This window comes from Pseudomonas sp. NPDC089569 (genome assembly GCF_050280625.1).
In the GTDB taxonomy this organism is placed as follows: domain Bacteria; phylum Pseudomonadota; class Gammaproteobacteria; order Pseudomonadales; family Pseudomonadaceae; genus Aquipseudomonas.
In genome coordinates, this window is the sequence record NZ_JBNNVQ010000023.1 from 12596 (window position 1) to 31223 (window position 18628).

Consider the following 18628-nt stretch of genomic DNA (forward strand, 5'->3'; position numbering starts at 1 on the left):
TTCCTTATAAATCAATCATATAGCCACGCATATATCTCCCGACATATGGACGCCGCTGGTGACTGCCCTTAGGTTCTGGTCCATCGGTTTCCATCAAAACAATCAGGAGAAAATCATGGGACGACTCACCGGTAAAGTGGCGCTGATCACCGGCGGCGCGGGTGGCTGTGGCCTCGCGGCGTCCGAACTGTTCGCCCGTGAAGGCGCCAGGGTCGCCATCTTCGACCTGCCGCACAGCGACGGCGTGGCGGTGGCCGAGCGCATCAACGCCAGCGGCGGCAGTGCCTGCTTCATTGCCACCGACGTCTCCAGCGCCGCCCAGGTGCAGGCCGCCGTGGCGCAGGTCGAGCAGCGCTTTGGCGCGATCACGGTGTTGATGAACCACGCCGGCACCATCCACGTCGGTCCGTTCCTGGAAACCAGTGAGGGCGACTGGGACCGGCTGATGGCGATCAACGTCAAAAGCATGTTCCTGGTAACCCGCGCGGTGCTGCCGGGAATGATCGCTGCCGGCGGCGGCAGCGTGATCTGCACCTCGTCGATCTCCGGCGTAGTCGGCACGCCGATGGAGGTGCTGTATTGCACCACCAAGGGCGCCTGTCACATGTTCGCCCGCGCCATCTCGGTGGAGTTTCGCGATCGCAACATCCGCAGCAACGCCATCTGCCCCGGCTTCATCGGCACCGCCCACGGCCGTCGCGAGCTGGACCTGCTGCGCGAGCACGGCACCGAGATTTCCGACGCCATGTTGCAAGGGATGCAGGGCCGCCTGTGCGACCCGGCGGAAGTGGCGGCGGCGGCGCTGTTCCTGGCCAGTGACGACTCAAGCTTCGTCAACGGGACGCACCTGTTTGTCGATAACGCCTACACCGCGGCCTAACCACCTCGAGCCCGCACCAACAGACCAAAACAACAGCGGCTCTCGAACACCTGACACTGCCAATGACAAAAACCTACAACACCCTTGGCGAGACGGAGTAATACATGGAAATCGAAAACAGAAGCGTCGAGTTCATTCCAGAGAATGAACGTTATGGTTCGGCTAAACGGCTTTTCACCATCTGGTGCAGCGCCAACATGCAAGTCACCACCATGGTGATCGGCGCGTTGGGCGTGGTGGCGGGGCTGAATCTTGGCTGGACCTTCATCGGGCTGATCCTGGGCAACCTGATCGGCTCCATCTTCATGGCGGCGCACTCCGCGCAAGGCCCGCATCTGGGCATTCCGCAAATGATCCAGAGCCGAGCGCAGTTCGGCGTGATCGGTGCCGGCCTGCCGCTGTCCATCGTGGTGCTGGCCTACATCCTGTTCACGGCGGCCAATGGCGTAGTGATGCGAGACTCGATCAAGGCGGTGGTGCCGGTTTCGGACAACAACGCAATCATCCTGTTCGGCGTACTCACACTGATCGTCGGTTTCGTGGGATATGAGCTGATCCACAGGATAGGTGTCTGGATGAGCGCCCTCTCGGGTGCCATTTTCGCCCTGGCTGCCTATATCGTCCTGCAGCACGGCTTGCCGGACGGCGTGTGGCAGCTATCGGAAGGCACGTTCAAGTTCGCCACCTTTTGCCTGGTGGTGACGCAGGCCGCTTCCTGGACACTGGGAGCCGGTCCCTACGTGGCTGACTACTCGCGCTACCTGCCGACCAGCACATCCACCCGCTCGACATTCTGGTACAGCTACCTGGGCATCGTGGTGGGCTCCTCCGTCGTCATGCTGCTGGGCGCCATCATGGCCACCGCGGCGATGGACGTCATTACCGATCCCGGTAGCGCCATTGCCAAGCTGTTCCCCGGATACGGGCAGTTGGCGTACTACGTGATCATCATCGGCGTGCTGGAGTGGAACGTGATGAACCTGTACAGCTCGTACATGTCCACCACGACGATCTTCACCGGCTTCAATGGCACCGTGCGGATTGGCAAGCTGACCAAGTTCATCATCATGGCCATCGTTGCGGTCATCGTGACCTGGATCGCCATTGCCGCCCAATACAACTTCAGTGCCTACTTCAGCGATATCCTGATCGGCCAGGTGTATGTATTGGTGCCATGGAGCGCGATCAACCTGGCCGACTATTACCTGATCCGCAAGGGCCGCTACAGCGTGGCGGCGATGTATGACGTCAATGGCATCTACGGCAAAGTGAACTGGACGACCCTTTCCATCTACGCCGTTGCCGTGGTGGTGCAGATTCCGTTCATGGAATTGTCCTTCTACAAAGGGCCGATCGATCAGATCGTCGGCACGGACATCTCGTGGTTGCCCGCGCTGGTCATTCCTGCCGCCCTGTATTACCTCGTCAATCGCAACAAGCGACTGCATTTGACGCCGTTTGAAGAGTCCCACTCGCCTGCCGCTCCCATCGCCAATCTGAAAGGCGCATAAGCAAGGCCAATCCATCAGGGCGTCTGGCAGGCAAAGCGGCCGGCACTGCACTGCTTCAGGCGTCCTGACGAAACCCGCTCCATCAGGAGCACTGATTGTCGGCAAAATCTCCCGCGGCCTGGTCTGTCGCTTCTGGTATTCTCCGTGGCCGCACCCAGGGCCCGCGAGCAGGCTGCACAACAGATCTCGCACAACCCGACCGCGTACCGCCAGTGAGCAGGCCTGAAAGCTCTTCTGTCCTGGCCCCCTTGTAAAGGAGCGCCGAGATGAATAGCCAAGACGCCCAAGCCGTAGCGCAACTGATTGCAGCCGTCGGCAGTGCCAATCTGGGGCGCTGTCTCTGCGCGCTGCTCGATGGCGTGGTCGCCTACGACATGAGCTGCCTCTACCTGTTTCGTTTCGACCGCCCCGCCGAACTGCTGCACAACGGATACAACGGTCAGGTCGCTGCCCGCACCCTGGACGCCTACAGCCGTGGCGGCTACCTGCTCGACCCCTACTACGTCGCCAGCATGAACCGCCATCCCGGCGGTCTGTGGCGGATGAGCGAGCTTGCGCCGGACAGCTTCTTTTCCTCCGGCTTCGCCATTTCCCCCGACCTGCACCCCTGCGTGTCGTCCACACACGGTACGCAGATCGACGAGATCGGCTACATCGTCCATCTGCAGGCACGCACCGCCCTGGTGTTCAGCCTGATGAAGGCGCAGTACCACGGCCCTTTCGACAGTGCCGAAGTCGCCCATCTGCAGCTTTTGACTCCGCTGATCAGCGCAGCACTGGAACTGCATGGCCGCCAGCTGCCACGAGAGGCGGAGTCAGCCGATGGGGACAGCCAGCTCGAAAGCGCCTTCGTCGGTGCCCTCGGCCAGCTCACCGAGGCCCAGCGCTACATCGCCAAGCTTCTGCTGCAAGGCCACAGCAACGTCTCCATCGCCCGTCAGTTAGGCATTTCCGAAGGCACGGTGAAGGTGCACAAGCACAACCTCTACCAGCGCCTGGAGATTTCCAGCCATGCGGAGCTGTTCCGCCTGTTCATCGGCTATATCGCCCAAGCGGCGCGCTAGGCGACACTGCTGATCGTGCTCCATTACCTGATAAAAAAAGCGCCTGTCATTGCCCCGCCACTTGCGCCGCAACCTCCCCCAGCATCTGCCGGAACCACTGGTGTGCCGGATCATTGCGATAACGCACGTGCCAGGCGAATTCCACCGGAAAGGTGCCCAGGTCCACGGGCGCCGGCAGCACTTTGAGCCGAGGGTCCCTGGCGATCCGGTTACAGATGAGCCGGGGCAGCGTGGCGCAGTAGTCGGTGACCGCGATGATTTCCGGCACGGCAAGAAAATGGGTGACCGAGATCGCCAGCTCGCGGCGCAGTCCCTGTCGTTCCAGCGCTTGAAACAGCCCGGCCCGGAGCCGGCCCGGTGGCTGGACGTTGACGTGCCGCAGCCCCTCGTACTGCTGCCGCGAAATGCTGTCTGCAATCAGCGGATGGTCGACTCGCACGACGCACGCCAAGCCATCGTCCATCAAATGCTGAATGATCAGGTTGTCGGGCGGATCGACGATGCGGCCCAGCACCATGTCGGTCGTTCCGGAAACCACGCCCGTTTCCGCCAGGTCGTTGCCGAATGGCGACAGGGACATTTTTACCCCCGGCGCCAGTTGCCGCAGCCGGGCGATAACGCTCGGCATGAGGACAATCTCGACATAGCTGTTGGCTGCGATGTTGAACTGGCGGGTGGCGATGGCGGGATCGAAGTGCTGACGCCCGACCAGGACTTCGTCGAGCCTGGCCAGGGTCTGGACAATGACGGGCGCGATTTCTTCGGCAAACGGGGTCGGCTTGATGCCGTAGCGCTCGCGGATGAAGAGCGGGTCGCGCAATGTTTCGCGCAGCCGGTTCAGTGAGTTCGACAGCGCAGGCTGTGTGATGCCCAGGCGCAGGGCGGCACGCGTGACGCTGCGTTCCTCCATCAGCGCGATGAAAACCGGCAGGAGATTGAGGTCGTAGCGCATGGGTGCCCGCCGCTGAGGTTGGATGATGTGCCAGTAATAATCACCTATGAATATCTAAAATAGAACAAGTAAATTTCTTGAATATCTCGACTTGAAAGATAGTGAGGGCAACCCGAAACGCTATGTCCAAGAGGTGTTGCCATGACCATCAAACACGTACTGTTCATTTTGACCAACGCCGCCGAAATCGGCCCCAATCACCGTCGCACCGGGTATTTCTTTCCGGAAGTCGCCCACCCTTACGAAGTGTTCGCCGAAGCCGGCGTGGCGGTCGAATACGCCTCGGTGCTGGGCGGCACACCGCCGGAAGACGGCTACGACGAAAGCGATCCTGCACAACACGCCTTCCGTCACAGCGCCGCGTTCCGCCGCATGGCCAACAGCCGCAAGCTGTCGCAGGTGGATGTGCTCGACTACGACGCGATCTTCTTTCCCGGCGGCCTCGGCCCGATGGTGGATGTCGCCCGCGACCCTGACGTCAAGCGCGCCGTCGAGCGCGCCTGGAACGGCGGCAAGATCGTGGCGGCGGTCTGCCATGGTCCGGCGGCTTTCCTGGGGGCCAAGCTTGAAGACGGCACTCCATTGGTCCGGGGACGCAAGTTGACGTCATTCTCCAACGATGAGGAATCCGGCTACGCGCAGGCCGATGTGCCGTTCAACCTGGAGGATGCGCTGCGCGCCGAAGGTGCCGAGTATTCATCGGCCGATGTCTGGCAGGAAAAGGTCGTGGTCGACGGTCGCCTGCTGACCGGCCAGAACCCGGCGTCCGGTGGCCCGCTGGCCAAAGCGATGGTCGAAGCGCTGCGCTGAACCACTCCATGCGCCTGCCCATAGGACAGGCGCCCCCCCCAGTTTGTAGGAGCCAGGCTTGCCGGCGAAGGCGCATTCAATACCACTGCATGACGCACGACCGCCTTCACTCGCAAGCAAACTCCTACAGTGATTCCGAGGATTCCATCATGTCCGCCTACGTCATCTTCATCCGCGAAAAAACCACCGATGCCGCACACCTGCAGCATTATGCCCAAACAGCCCCTGCCGCCCGTGTCGGCCACGACATCACCCGACTCGCTTTCTATGGCCAGCTCGACGCACTGGAAGGCCCCTCGGCCGAAGGCGTTGCGATCCTGCGCTTTACCGACATGAATGCCGCCCATGCGTGGTACAACAGCGCGGCTTATCAGGAGGCACGCGAGCATCGTTTCAAGGGGGCGGAGTATCGGGTATTGCTGGTTGAAGGAAGCGATTCCGCTCTGTAGGAGCCAGGCTTGCCGGCGAAGGCGTTTTCATTTACGCCGCACGACGTCAGGCCGCCTTCGCCGGCAAGCCTGGCTCCTACAGGCGAAAGCATTTTCATGGACATCGCACGACGTCAGGCCGCTTTCGCTGGCAAGCCAGCTCCCACAGGCTCGCGACATACCCTATTTTGTGGCACCCCCAAACCCGTAGGAGCCAGGCTTGCCGGCGAAGGCGTTTTCATGGACGCCGCACGACATCAGGGCGCCATCGCCGGCAAGCCTGGCTCCTACAGGCGAGGGCATTTTCATGGACGCCGCACGACGTCAGGCCGCCTTCGCCGGTAAGCCTGGCTCCTACAAGCGAAAGCATTTTCATGGACGCCGCAGGACGCCAGGCCCTATCAATCCCCGCGCAAAATCAGTGCATGCGCACCGTCCCACTCTGCGGATATTTTCTGCCCGCGGTGCACGCCCAGCAGGTTGTAATCGGCATGCGGCTTCTGCACCTGCAACTCCAGCCCGGCGTCGGTTTCGAGGTAGATGTTGACCATCGAACCAATGAATTCTTCACCCACGACGGTGCAGCTCAACCGATTGCGTCGGGTGGGTGCTGCGCTCAGGTGGATATGTTCGGCGCTGACGCAAACGGCAACGCGTTCAGCGGGCTTGACGGTTTTCCCCTTCGACAACCGGGCGACGAATCCGCCATGCGGCGAATCGAGGCGAACCAGCCCACCCGCTTCGAAACCAACGACAGTGCAGTCAAGAATGTTTTTACCACCCACGAACTCGGCGACGAATCGGTTGTGCGGCTCAAGGAAAACCTCCTGCGGCGAGCCAATCTGCTCGACCCGGCCGCGGCTCATGATCACCACACGGTCAGCCATCGCAAAGGCTTCCGATTGACTGTGGGTGACGTAGACAAAGGTGATGCCCAGGTCCTTTTGCAGCCCGGTCAGCACGCCTTGCATGCGCACGCTCAGGTGAGCGTCGAGCGCGCTCAACGGCTCGTCCAGCAACAGGATCGGCGGCTCGGTGACCAACGAGCGGGCCAGTGCCACGCGCTGACGCTGGCCGCCGGAGAGCAGGCTGATATCCCGTGTGGCGAACTCCGCCAGGCCCAGCCGTTCAAGCCAAACAAGCGCCTTCTGGCGACGCAGGGACTTGCTCATCCCTTTCATGCGCAGACCGAACTCGACGTTCTCCACGACATTGAGAAACGGAAACAGCGCCAGGTTCTGCCAGACCATCGGCGTCTCGCGTTCCCAGGAATAGAGATCATTGATGCGCTCACCGTTCAGCCGAATCTCGCCTTCACTGGGTTTATCCAGCCCGGCGAGCATACGCAGGGTCGTCGTCTTGCCGCATCCGCTCGACCCCATGATGGCGATGAACTCGCCCTTGTGGATTTCCAGGTTCATGCGCTCGACGGCCTGGTAGCTGCCGAAATGCTTGACCACGTTATCGAAGACCACCAGCGGTTGAGTCATGGCTGAATCCTTGGCGTACGGAAAATGATCGGGGTGAGGCATCAGGCACTGGCGGGTCTACGCCGCCTCATCAACAGCAACTGCGCGAGGATCACCAGGGTCATGGTCATGATGAACACGATCGTGCCGATGGCGTTGATGGTGGGGCTCACCTGCCCTTGCAAGGTGTTGAGGATGCGCACGGGGACCGTTTCATTGAGTCCCGACACGAACCAGGCCACCGCGAACTCATCGAAGGAAACGGCCATGGTCATGAACAGCGCAGCGAAAATGCTCGGTGCGGCGAATGGCAAAATCACATGGCGCATGGCCTTCCACTGGCTGGCCCCCAGGTTCCAGGCCGCGGCCTCGATGTTGGGGTCCATCTGCGCCAGGCGCATTCTGATGACCGCCATGGCAAAGGGTGCACAGATCACGATATGGCTGATCATCACCGCATGGATTTCGCCGGAAAGTCCCACCCGCGACAGGAACGCCAGCATCGCCAGCCCCAGGATCACCACCGGAATGGTCGGCGGCAGGAACGCCAGAGCCATGTAGATCGACTTGCCGAAGAACCGGTAACGCCTATCGGTATAAGCCGCGGTAAACCCCAGCAGAGTCGATACCAGCGACACCACCACACCCACCGTGAAACTGTTTCTGAACGTCTGCCAGACCGCCGGGTCGCCGGCGATGGTCTGGTACCACACCAGGCTGAAGCCGCCCAGCGGCAATGAAGGGAAGCGGTCGATGTTGAACGAAAACACGAAGCTGCCGGCAATCGGCATGAAGATGAAGAGGAACACCAGCACGACAAAGCTGCGCAGCAGGAAGTTGACCAATCGATGCTCGTTCATGTGCGTCTCCGGTAAGCGAAACGAACCGCGCCAAACGCCGAGATGAGCAACGTCACGATCATCACCGTTGCGATCACCGCCGCGCGTGGCCATTGCTGGCCCGACTTGGTGGTATCGGTGATCAGCGTGCTCAAGGTCGGCGGCTGCCCACCGCCCAGGTAGAGCGGGCTGACAAAGTCACCAAAGGTCAGGATGAAGCAGAACAGTGCGGCGACGACGATGCCGATCCGTGCCGAGGGCACGACCACCAGGCACAGGGTGCGCAATCGTCCGCAGCCCAGATTGTGCGCAGCCTCGATCAACGAGCGGTCGATGTACATCAGGCTGAACAGTTGCAGCAACACCACCAGCGGCAGGCACAGCGTGAAGTAGCCGACATAGGTGCCGAACGTTGTGTTGAGCATGGCAAACGGCTCAAGCCCCAGCCGCCCCAGCGCGGCATTGAAGATGCCGTTGTCGCTGAGGAACACCTGCCACGAATAGGTGCGCACCAGGTAACTGGTGAAGAACGGTGTGACCAGCAGCAACACCAATAGCTGCTTTGCCGACTCGCGGAACTTGAAGGCGATCGCATAGGCGCAGGGAAAGGCCACCAGACTGACCAGCAGCGTAGCGCCCGCCGCCATGGCCAAGGTATGGACGTAGGCATCCCAAAAGAAACCGCGGCTGAACATGTAGCTCCAGTTCTGCCACTCGAACGCCGGCACCATCCGGAAATTGCGCACCTGCCAAAAGCTGATGGCCACCAGAAACACCAATGGCAACACGAAGAACATCAATTGCCAGATCAGGATCGGCATCGAGAAAAACAGGCCAAACCCGGGCAGGCGCCACGCCTTTTTTCTGCTGCGCTGCGTTTCGGCAGCTGCGTCATCGGCGAGCGCCGACGCAGCCGTTTTCAACTTGTCCGAGAACATGACGACCACCTCCACGCGTCGGGTCAGGCACCCTTGTATTGCGACCAGAAGTCGTTCCACTCATCCAGGCCCTGCCGGACCGGAAGTTCGCGGTACTTGATGCGGCCGTCGCGGATGTCGTCCATGACGTTACGCTGCCCGAGCACCATGCCCTGGCGCCGTGCTTCGGCGGGGTCGGTCCGGTTCAGCAGTTCCCAGCCCTTCTGGCTCGGGATGAGCGCTGGATAGGCGGCCATCTTCGCCGACTTGACCTGGCCTTCCGGTGAGGTGATGTACTGGATGAACTTCTTCGCCAGGTCCGGGCTGTGCGCATGCCTGGCGATGCAGTAGGACTCAGTCCATTGCAGGCCACCCTCTTTCGGCAGCACGGTCCTGACCGGCGCTCCGGCGCGTTGCAGGACACCGGTGATCCAGTCGCCGATACCGCACATGGCATGGATCTGGCCGTTCTTGAGCGAAGAAAAGGTGCCGCCATAATCGAAGAACCCACCGATTTGCGGACGCAGGCTCATCATCTTCTGTTGCACCGCTTGCCAGTGCGCGGCGTCGATGTCGTAGGGGCGTGCATTGCCGTTCATCAGGCTGATCTGCCCGAGATTGGGCAGGTGCCAGTCGAAGTGCCCGACCTTGCCCTTGAGGCTTTCGTCCCAGAACACGTCATAACTGTGCACTTTGGATTCGGCAACGAGCTGGGTGTTGTAGGCGATGCCGAGGAAGCCGAAACGGATCAGCACCGAGTAGAGCTTGTCGCCTTGCCAGTGGCCGGGAAAATGCTGGAACTCGGGGTAGAAGTCATCGAAGGGATAGTCCGCGGGGTCGAGCTGTTCGATGTATTCGGCGGCGTTGAGTTGCTGGACGTATTCGGCGTCGGACAGAATCAGGTCGAAGGTGCCGGGCGGCGATTGCGAGAGCAGCCCCAGCATATTGTCCCCGCCGGTGTAGTACTTGGCCCGGACCTTGACCCCATGCATGCGCTCGAAATCGGCGACGATGTCCGGCTCTGCGTGGCCGGCCCATGCGAGGATCACCAGTTCTTTTTCCGCTGCCGCAAAGCTTCGCAACGGCAGCAATCCGCCAAGTGCTGCCGTGCCTGCCAGGATGCTGCCGGTCTTGAGGAATGTACGGCGTGAGAGGTCGATACGATTTTTCATTATTGTCTCGCCTGGGTGATGGAAAGGGCTTTTGTCGCGCTTGTTTCCAACCTGCTGCCGCTATCAGCCACATTCATTCATGGCTGCGTGACTGCATTGCAGCAGATAGCCATCAGCGTTTTTTGTGCGCTCCCGACCCGGACTTTGTCAGATTCGACTCGGCGCGCCTTTCCACCAAGGCTCCCCTCAAAAGCGTAATGCGGTCGTCAACGAAAACGCGTGCTTACCGATTCAACCCTGTGCTCTTGAGTTCATTGTGGGCAAGTCGGGTCGCCGCATCGCTCGCTCCTACAGAATCCGGCAGGCTCGATCCGATAACCGGACAGAAACGTCAAACCAGAGGACATTTTGTCAATTACGGGTCGGATTTGGACAACTCGCCCCCCCTCTCCCTCTGATCGAATGGCTCCATGCGCCACCTGTAGCTCCCGCCACGGGAACGGCCAGCCAGACAACAGGCAAACGCCCCCAACCACCGGTTAACCATCAACAAGCGGTCCATCTTTTTCAGAGGGTGTGTCAATGAACAACAGTGTCGTTATTGGAGAACTCACCTGGCCGGAGTATGCAGAGAAGGTCGCCACCGGCTGCCCTATATTTCTGCCCGTCGGTGCTCTGGAGCAGCACGGGCATCACATGTGCATGGAGGTCGACGTTCTGCTGCCGACCGCCGTGTGCAAGGCCGTGGCGCGCAATGTCAGCGGCCTGGTCCTGCCTGCCCTCGCCTATGGCTACAAGTCCCAGCAGAAATCGGGAGGCGGCAACCACTTTCCCGGAACGACCAGCCTCGACGGCGCCACGCTGACCCACACCGTGCAGGACATCATCCGCGAACTTGCCCGCCATGGCGCGCGCAAACTGGTGTTGATGAACGGGCACTATGAAAACTCGATGTTCATCGTCGAGGGCATCGACCTGGCCCTGCGGGAACTTCGCTACGGCGGCATCCATGACTTCAAGGTCGTGGTGCTGTCCTACTGGGACTTCGTCAACGATCCGGCCGTGATCCAAAAGCTGTACCCCGACGGATTCCTCGGCTGGGACATCGAACATGGCGGCATTTTCGAGACCTCGCTGATGCTGGCCCTGCACCCCGACAAGGTCGATCTGCAACGTGCCGTCGACCACCCGCCCGCCACATTCCCGCCCTATGACGTGTTCCCCATCATTGCCGAGCGCACACCGGCCTGCGGGACGCTGTCGTCACCCAAGGGTTCGAGCCGCGAGAAAGGCGAGCTGATTCTCGAAGTGTGTGTCTCGGGCATCAGTGCCGCCGTGCGAGAGGCATTCGATCTCAATACATAAAGCGCACAGGGACGTGCCGGAACAAGCGCTCCACGGTTAATGCTTCACCCTCCCATTAGAATAAAAAGGGTAAGTCTCATGTCCAGCAGCTCAAACCTGGCCCCAGGCCTCAAGCAGCGTCACGTCACCATGTTGTCCATTGCCGGTGCCATTGGCGCCGGCCTGTTCATCGGTTCAGGGCACGCCATCGCCGCCGCGGGGCCTGCCGCCATCCTGGCGTACATTTTTTCCGGCACCCTGGTGGTGCTGGTCATGCGCATGCTGGGAGAAATGGCCGTCGCATCGCCCGATACAGGATCATTTTCGACCTACGCCGAGCGGGCGCTGGGGCGCAGCGCCGGCTTCACCATCGGCTGGCTGTACTGGTGGTTCTGGGTGCTGGTGATTCCCATCGAAGCCATCGCCGCAGCCGCCATCCTGCACGCCTGGTTTCCCGCCATTCAAACCTGGGAGTTCGCGATAGCCGTCACCGGCCTGCTGACCTTGACCAACCTGTTCAGTGTGGCTCGTTACGGGGAGTTCGAATTCTGGTTCGCCATGCTCAAGGTCATCGCCGTTCTGGGCTTTATCGCCCTGGGCGCCCTTGCCCTGGCGGGCGCATTGCCGAATACGACGGTCAGCGGTGTCGTTCAATTGAGCCATGCGTTCGGCGGTTTCATGCCCAACGGCATGACCGCGGTCGTCGGGGCGATGCTCACCACGGTGTTCAGCTTCATGGGCACGGAGATCGTCACCATTGCCGCCGCCGAATCCCGCGACCCTTCCCGGCAGATCACTCGCGCGACCAACTCCGTGGTCTGGCGTATGGGGATTTTCTACATCGTATCGGTGTTCCTGATCATCTCCATCGTGCCCTGGAACGATCCCATGCTCATGGAAGTCGGCTCGTATCAGCGCGCCCTTGAGCTGATGAACATTCCCCATGCGAAGCTGATCGTGGATATCGTCGTGCTGATTGCCGTCGCCAGTTGCCTCAACTCGGCCATTTATACGGCGTCACGCATGGTCTACTCGCTGAGCAAGCGCGGCGATGGCCCGCAGGTGCTGCAGAAGACTTCGTCTTCAGGAGTGCCCTACATTGCAGTGCTGGCCAGCACGGCGGTCGGCTTCCTGACCACGGCACTCAATTACTTTGCACCCGACGATGTGTTCGCCTTCCTGCTGGCGACCTCCGGTGCCGTTGCACTGCTGGTCTATCTGGTAATTGCCGTTTCCCAGTTGAAACTGCGCAAAAAGATGATCGCGTCGGGGCAGCCGATCGTTTTCAAAATGTGGTTCTACCCCTGGCTCAGCTACCTGGTGATTGTCTGCATCCTGGGCATTCTGACGGTCATGCTGATTTTGCCGCAGCATCGCATGGAAGTTGTCGCCACGGGCGCGCTCGCACTGTCCATCGTCTGCATGGGTGGGATTTTCAACTCGAGGAAGAAGAACGTGCCAGGCATTGAAACGGTTCAGACGGAACACGCCTAACACCATCGAACCGCCCAACTGTTCACCTCTTTCCGGCCGCTCGCCACCACGGAGCTGGCCGGCTTTTTTTTGGGTTGATTGTCCAGCACGCATGATCGGGTTCGCACCCCTTCGTATTCATCACCTGGTGGCCTGCGGGTCAGGCACTCGGTGTAACATCCGCAAATCCAACCATCACGAAAAACACGATGACGTAGCCCCCTGTCGGCAGCTTGCCGCAGAGCACGTCACGGTTGCAGTCGAGGAGCAGTAATGATGGCGAAACTCCAGATGGCGAAGCCCGCTGCAGGGCGTTCGGCAAATGAACAAGCGCCGGTGAAAACCGTAGGCTTTCTGGTCATTCCCAACTTCACCACCATCGGTTTCGCCTCGGCCGTGGAAACATTGCGCATGGCCAACCTGGCGGCGCGTCGCTCGATGTTCCGCACGGTCATCATCGCCGCCAGCCTGGACCCGGTGACGGCCAGCAATGGCATGCGCATCCTGCCCGACCACACCATCGCCGATGCCCCCAGGCTCGACATGCTGTTCGTGGTCGGGTCAAACCCGATCGTCTCAAATCCCGACAGCCGACCGCTGCTCAATTGGCTGCGCAAGCTGGCGCATGACCAGGTGCCGCTGGGCGGGATTTGCACCGGCAGCCACTTGCTGGCCCGCGCCGATCTGCTCAAGGGCTATCGCTGCACGATTCACTGGGAAGACATCGAAGCGCTGAAGGAGCGCTTTCCGGGGATCATTATTTCCAACCAGTTGTTCGAGCTGGATCGCGATCGCTACACCTGCTCCGGTGGCGTGGCCTCCATGGACATGACCCTGCAATTGATCGCGCGCGAACCGGGCGGTCGGGACATCGCAGCCCACGCCGCCGAGTTGCTGTTGTGTGATCGCGTTCGCGGGGCGCAGGAACGGCAGCGCGTGCCATTGCGGCAAAAGCTCGGCACTTCGCAGCCCAAGCTCAGCCAGATGGTGGCGATCATGGAAGCCAATCTTGAAGAGCCGGTGGCCCTCGAGGAGCTGGCGCGGTTGAACGAGGTGTCGGTGCGGCAACTGGAGCGCCTGTTCCACAAGCACCTGCAACGCACGCCGAGTCAGTACTACCTGGAGTTGCGCCTTTCCCGTGCGCGGCAATTGCTGCTGCGCAGTGAATCGCAGGTCCGCGATATCGCCCTTGCCTGCGGTTTCGTTTCCCCGGCGCACTTCTCCAAATGCTACAGCCGCTACTTCGGCGTATCGCCCATCGGCGAGCGCAAACAGGTGGCGGCGGTGCATTGATTTGGCGTCGCTGCCACATTCGATCCACTGACGCCCCCCCCGTAGGAGCCAGGCTTGCCGGCGAAGGCGTTTTCATTGATGCCGCACAACGTCAGACCGCTTTCGCCGGCAAGCCTGGCTCCTACAGGCGAAGGCGTTTTCATGGCCGCCGCATGACGTCAGGTCGCCTTCGCCGGCAAGCCTGGCTCCTACAGGCGAAGGCGTTTTCAGGGCCGCCGCACGACGTCAGGTCGCCTTCGCCGGCAAGCCTGGCTCCTACAGAGGGTACGTCCGTCAGATCGGCGCTGTGCAACTCAGTCCTGCAACGCCCCATGCGCCGTTTCCCGGCTCGCCAGCATGGCGATCAATGCCGCCGCCGCTGCCGCCAACAGGTACCAGGCCGGGGCCATTTTGTTGTCGGTCTGTTGTATCAGCCAGGTGGCGATAAACGGCGCGGTGCCGCCGAACACCGCATTGGCGATGTTGAAGCTGAAGGCAAACCCGCTGAAGCGCACGCGGGTGGGGAAAATCTCGGCGAGGAAACACGGCAAGGTGCCGTCGTTCATCGCCAGGATCGCGCCGAAGGCAATCTGGATCAGCAGAATGACCATCAGCGGCTGCCCCTCCAGCATCCCGAACAGCGGGAATGTCAGCACCAGGAACAATACCGATGCGGCCAACAGCATGGTCTTGCGTCCGAACCGGTCCGACAGCTTGCCCATCAGGAAAATCAGCCCGATATAGGTGGCCAGCGACACGGTCGAGGCCAGGAACGAGTCGCTCTCGCTCATGCCCATTTCGGTGGACAGGTAGGTCGGCATGTAGCTGAGCAACAGGTAGAACGCCACGGCATTCAGGCAGGTCGCGCCGATCCCGATGATCACGCTGCGACGGTGCACGGTCAGCAGTTCACGCACCGGCGCGTGGGTCGCGCATTCCTTGGCTTCAAGGCGCTTTTCCATCTCCAGGAACTTGGGCGTGTCTTGCAGACTCATGCGGATATAGCGCCCCACCAGCCCGAACGGCGCCGCCAGCAAAAACGGCAGGCGCCAGCCCCACTCGTGCAGGTCCTCGACACTCAACCAGGCGTGCAGGCCGGCGACAAACACGGCGCCAAACAGCAAACCGGTCGCCGTGCTCGCCGGCACGATGCTGGTGTACAAACCGCGCTTGCCCTCGGGCGCATATTCGGCGAGAAAAGCCGAGGCCCCGGCGTACTCACCCGAAGCGGAAAAGCCCTGGAACAGGCGAATCAGTAACAACAAGGCCGGCGCCCACAAACCGATATGGTTGTAGGTGGGCAGGATGCCAATGCAAAAGGTCGAGATCGACATGATCAGAATCGACCAGGACAGCGCGCTGCGCCGCCCGTATTTATCACCGAAATGCCCCCACACCAGTCCCCCCAGCGGGCGGACGATAAAGGACAACGCGAACACGGCGAATGTCGCCAGCAGCGCGGTGGTCTTGTCGGTTTGCGGGAAAAACGTCAGGGCGATGACGGTGGCCAGATAGCCGTAGGCCGCATAGTCGAACCATTCGACGAAATTGCCCATGAAGCTGGCGCTGGCGGCGCGGCGCAGTGCCTTGCGCTCGGCCGTCTGTTCAAGCTGCTGCTCCAGGGTTAATGAAAGGCTTGTGCTTTGGGTGCTCATTGGCCACCTCCGGCATTGGAGGTGCGGTGATCGAAATGAACGGTCGGGACGTGGAACATGACAAAACCCTCTGTTGTTGTACTTGGCAGGGTTAAGGCTCAGTAGATGCTGCGCGCATTTAGGCGTGCATGCATCGTTTTTTCGGTAGAACCGGGGCGTCGCAGCGACCGTTTCTACGCAGTTGTCACAGGTCCAAAAGAAACGCCGCACAGGTTCACTGTGCGGCGTGGGGTTTTACTTCTTGATGATGTTGTGTTCCGGGCCATACGGGAACCTGGTGATGTTCTCACCGCCCTGCTCGTTGACGATCAGGATGTCGTGCTCACGATAACCACCGGCCCCCGGCAGGCCTTCGGGCAGCATGATCATGGGTTCGATGGACACCACCATCCCCGGTTCCAGCACGGTGTCGATGTCTTCGCGCAACTCCAGCCCGGCCTCGCGGCCGTAGTAATGGCTCAGCGTACCGAAGGAGTGGCCGTAGCCGAAGGTGCGGTATTGCAGCAGGTCATGCTCCAGGAAGATCTCGTTCAATTGCTGCGCGATGTCGCAGCAACGCATGCCCGGTTTGATCAGCTTCAGGCCGGCCTCGTGCACCTTGACGTTGACTTCCCACAGGCGCAGATGCTCGTCGGAACAGTGGTCGAGGAACAGGGTACGTTCCAGCGCCGTGTAGTAGCCGGCGATCATCGGGAAGCAGTTGAGGCTCAGGATGTCGCCCTTGTTGACCTTGCGCGAGGTCACCGGGTTGTGTGCGCCGTCGGTATTGATGCCGGACTGGAACCAGGTCCAGGTGTCCATGATTTCGGAGTCCGGGAAGGTGCGTGCAATTTCACGCACCATCGCCTGGGTGGCGTGCAGGGCGACTTCGTATTCCGGCACCTGATCACGCAGGGCTTCGACGACGGCGGCACCGCCGATGTCCGCGATGCGTGCACCGTGACGGATGATCGCGTGCTCTTCAGCCGACTTGATCATGCGCATGCGCATGCACGGCGCGGCGATATCCACCAGCTCGGCCTGCGGATAGCGGCTGGCGAGCTTGTCGCGATTGAGCAGGTTCAGATGGTCGAACTCGATGCCAATGCGCCCGGCCTTGGGCAAGGCCTGCTGAATGGCGACGAAGTAGTTATCGCGCTGCCAGTCGGTGTAGATGATGTTGTCCGTGCCCACGGTACGGCGCCATGGCTGGCCACCGTCGATGTTGGCGCTGATGGTCACGGCGCTGTCCTGGGTCACGACCAGCGCGTACGGGCGGCCGAACGAGCAGTAGAGGAAATCGCTGTAGTAGTTGACGTTGTGGTAGGAGGTGAAGACGGCCGCATCGATATTGTTCTGGGCCAGATAAGCCCGCAACTTGGCCTGGCGATTGGCGTATTCCTGAACCGAGAAGGTCGGATTCGTCTTTTCACCGTTCTTGATCTGGATGGTTTTCGGCATTTGCATGTCATTTATCCTTGTCATTGATTGAGCGACAGAAGGCGCCAATCTGGCGGGCCGCTGAGGATCATTCGAACAGATGCAATGCGAGTTTTTTTGCGCGAATCCGACCTGTAGTTGGTCATATCCGCTGTAGCCGAAACTGCTGCTCCGGCGCCCGACGGCACAACGCAAAATGCCCCCGGCAAGCGCGGTAAAAGCCGCTTGGCGGGGGCATCGGTAAGGGGCGGTACATGCAAGATCAGGCGATCGCGGTCTCCTGCATGTTGCTGATCCCCCGTGCGTCCAGATGATCGCGAGGGTGCGCACCGAAGTACTGGCGATAACAGCGAAAGAAATGCTGCACCGAGACGAACCCGCACTCACGGGCGACCCCCGGCAGCGACTGCTCACCGGCCCTCAGCAACTGGCGTGCCCGTTGCAGGCGCAAGTCGAGGTAGTGCCGCGAGGGCGAACACCCCAGATTGTGCTTGAACAACCGTTCCAGATGGCGCCTGGAAATCCCCATGGCGTCGGCCAGTTCGTCGATACCCAGCATGTGCCGCAGGTGGCCGTTCATCAGTGCCAGCGTGGCTTGCAGTTTTTCCGGGGCGTTTTGCACAGGGAGCAACGGTCGGGCCTGACGCGCGACGTGTTTTTCCATGCGCAGGATCAAGCCACGACCGTGCGTGCGCGCGAGCAGTTCGTGCATCAACCCCTGAACGGCTTGAGGGCCGACGCAGGTCAGGCGCTGGCGATCGACACAGAACGGCGCAGCCACCGGCGTCAACTCGCCCAACGCGGCAAACGCCAGCGGCGCGGCAGGTTCCGGCAAGCTGCAGCGGTAACCATCCAGGGCGCCGATCTGCGCCAGCAACCAGCCTGCCTTGCCCAACGCCCCCAGGCTGACCGGTTGCGCCGCCCAGTGGATCAGTTGCGCGCGCAGGTCCGGATGTTCCGCTGGCAGGTTCGCGTCGTCGCCCCCGCAGAGAATCAACACATCGAGCCTGTGTGCCTGGTCCATGGGTGCCGTGGCGGTGGCAATGCCGTTGCTGGCCTGCACAGTCTGTCCGCCCAGGCTCAGCATCTGCCACTGGCAAACGCTGCGCTCGGCCAGCTGGTTGGCCAGGCGCAAGGGCTCCAGTGCATTGGCCAGGGCATAAAAATCGAACGCGTCCGTCAGCCAGAAACCCAGACGCAGCACCGGTGGTTGTGACCGGTCAGGTGCGAGCGATTGCAGCATGTTCCACGCTCCGTTGGTCAAGATGACTCAGCACTCGATGGCGCTGAGCGCAATCCCGCCCTGGGGGGGTAATGCTGTTCACTGTAGGAGCGAGCATGCTCCGGGCGGCGTTCCGACGATGGTCGTTAACGATGACGCGGGATGTCTGAACTCCCGTGTCGTCTGGGCCTTCATCGTCGGAACGCCGCCCGGAGCATGCTCGCTCCTACAGTTTCCTTAGCTGAACAGCATTACGCCCTG

The 18628-nt window shown here is 61.0% G+C and carries 16 protein-coding genes; 8 read left to right on the forward strand and 8 right to left on the reverse strand.

Annotation, left to right across the window (positions count from 1 at the left end; genetic code table 11):
- The first annotated feature begins 115 nt into the window (after positions 1 to 115).
- The 3 genes from ACQKP2_RS12550 (at position 116) to ACQKP2_RS12560 (ending at position 3455) form a co-directional block, all read left to right on the forward strand.
- Positions 116 to 880: an SDR family NAD(P)-dependent oxidoreductase gene (locus ACQKP2_RS12550; protein WP_427576782.1), complete on the forward strand. Its 765-nt coding sequence runs from the start codon at positions 116 to 118 to the stop codon at positions 878 to 880.
- A gap of 104 nt (positions 881 to 984) precedes the next feature.
- On the forward strand, positions 985 to 2391 hold the full coding sequence (locus ACQKP2_RS12555) for a purine-cytosine permease family protein (protein ID WP_427576783.1): 1407 nt from the start codon (positions 985 to 987) through the stop codon (positions 2389 to 2391).
- A 266-nt stretch (positions 2392 to 2657) separates the two neighbouring features.
- Positions 2658 to 3455 (forward strand): LuxR C-terminal-related transcriptional regulator, encoded by a 798-nt coding sequence (locus ACQKP2_RS12560; RefSeq protein ID WP_427576785.1) that lies wholly within the window; start codon positions 2658 to 2660, stop codon positions 3453 to 3455.
- Positions 3456 to 3501: 46 nt separating this feature from the next.
- Here the strand turns inward: ACQKP2_RS12560 and ACQKP2_RS12565 are convergent, their stop codons facing one another.
- Entirely contained in the window at positions 3502 to 4407 is a 906-nt protein-coding gene (locus tag ACQKP2_RS12565) for a LysR family transcriptional regulator (RefSeq protein WP_427576787.1), read from the reverse strand.
- A 141-nt stretch (positions 4408 to 4548) separates the two neighbouring features.
- Here ACQKP2_RS12565 and ACQKP2_RS12570 point away from each other — a divergent pair, with 141 nt between their 5' ends.
- Both ACQKP2_RS12570 and ACQKP2_RS12575 read left to right on the forward strand, forming a co-directional pair.
- The gene (locus ACQKP2_RS12570; protein ID WP_427576789.1) at positions 4549 to 5217 is read left to right on the forward strand and encodes a type 1 glutamine amidotransferase domain-containing protein; all 669 of its coding nucleotides are present in this window, start codon (positions 4549 to 4551) and stop codon (positions 5215 to 5217) included.
- A gap of 149 nt (positions 5218 to 5366) precedes the next feature.
- A complete protein-coding gene (locus tag ACQKP2_RS12575) occupies positions 5367 to 5666 on the forward strand; it encodes a DUF1330 domain-containing protein (RefSeq protein WP_427576791.1) in 300 nt (99 codons plus the stop codon).
- 380 nt (positions 5667 to 6046) lie between these two features.
- Here ACQKP2_RS12575 and ACQKP2_RS12580 read toward each other — a convergent pair whose 3' ends face one another.
- The 4 genes from ACQKP2_RS12580 to ACQKP2_RS12595 are packed head-to-tail and all read right to left on the reverse strand — an operon-like array spanning position 6047 to position 10042.
- On the reverse strand, positions 6047 to 7135 hold the full coding sequence (locus tag ACQKP2_RS12580) for an ABC transporter ATP-binding protein (protein WP_427576793.1): 1089 nt from the start codon (positions 7133 to 7135) through the stop codon (positions 6047 to 6049).
- Positions 7136 to 7176: 41 nt separating this feature from the next.
- Positions 7177 to 7974 carry an ABC transporter permease gene (locus ACQKP2_RS12585; protein WP_427576794.1) on the reverse strand — a complete coding sequence of 266 codons (798 nt, stop codon included), beginning with the start codon at positions 7972 to 7974 and terminating at the stop codon, positions 7177 to 7179.
- Entirely contained in the window at positions 7971 to 8891 is a 921-nt protein-coding gene (locus tag ACQKP2_RS12590; RefSeq protein WP_427576796.1) for an ABC transporter permease, read from the reverse strand. The genes ACQKP2_RS12585 and ACQKP2_RS12590 overlap by 4 nt, the downstream gene beginning before the upstream one ends.
- A 23-nt stretch (positions 8892 to 8914) precedes the next feature.
- On the reverse strand, positions 8915 to 10042 hold the full coding sequence (locus ACQKP2_RS12595) for an extracellular solute-binding protein (RefSeq protein ID WP_427576798.1): 1128 nt from the start codon (positions 10040 to 10042) through the stop codon (positions 8915 to 8917).
- Between the two features lie 522 nt (positions 10043 to 10564).
- Here ACQKP2_RS12595 and ACQKP2_RS12600 point away from each other — a divergent pair.
- The 3 genes from ACQKP2_RS12600 (at position 10565) to ACQKP2_RS12610 (ending at position 14092) form a co-directional block, all read left to right on the forward strand.
- A complete protein-coding gene (locus tag ACQKP2_RS12600; protein ID WP_427576800.1) occupies positions 10565 to 11347 on the forward strand; it encodes a creatininase in 783 nt (260 codons plus the stop codon).
- A gap of 78 nt (positions 11348 to 11425) precedes the next feature.
- Positions 11426 to 12820, forward strand: a complete 1395-nt coding sequence (gene gabP / locus ACQKP2_RS12605) for a GABA permease (protein ID WP_427576802.1) — start codon at positions 11426 to 11428, stop codon at positions 12818 to 12820.
- A 255-nt stretch (positions 12821 to 13075) separates the two neighbouring features.
- Complete coding sequence (locus tag ACQKP2_RS12610) at positions 13076 to 14092, forward strand: GlxA family transcriptional regulator (RefSeq protein WP_427576855.1); 1017 nt, start codon at positions 13076 to 13078, stop codon at positions 14090 to 14092.
- Positions 14093 to 14385: 293 nt separating this feature from the next.
- Here ACQKP2_RS12610 and ACQKP2_RS12615 read toward each other — a convergent pair whose 3' ends face one another.
- From ACQKP2_RS12615 to ACQKP2_RS12625, 3 genes are all read right to left on the reverse strand, one after another.
- The gene (locus ACQKP2_RS12615) at positions 14386 to 15726 is read right to left on the reverse strand and encodes an MFS transporter (protein WP_427576803.1); all 1341 of its coding nucleotides are present in this window, start codon (positions 15724 to 15726) and stop codon (positions 14386 to 14388) included.
- Positions 15727 to 15960: 234 nt separating this feature from the next.
- Positions 15961 to 17172 (reverse strand): M24 family metallopeptidase, encoded by a 1212-nt coding sequence (locus ACQKP2_RS12620; protein WP_427576805.1) that lies wholly within the window; start codon positions 17170 to 17172, stop codon positions 15961 to 15963.
- Positions 17173 to 17407: 235 nt separating this feature from the next.
- Positions 17408 to 18388 carry a GlxA family transcriptional regulator gene (locus ACQKP2_RS12625; RefSeq protein ID WP_427576807.1) on the reverse strand — a complete coding sequence of 327 codons (981 nt, stop codon included), beginning with the start codon at positions 18386 to 18388 and terminating at the stop codon, positions 17408 to 17410.
- Positions 18389 to 18628 lie beyond the last annotated feature (240 nt).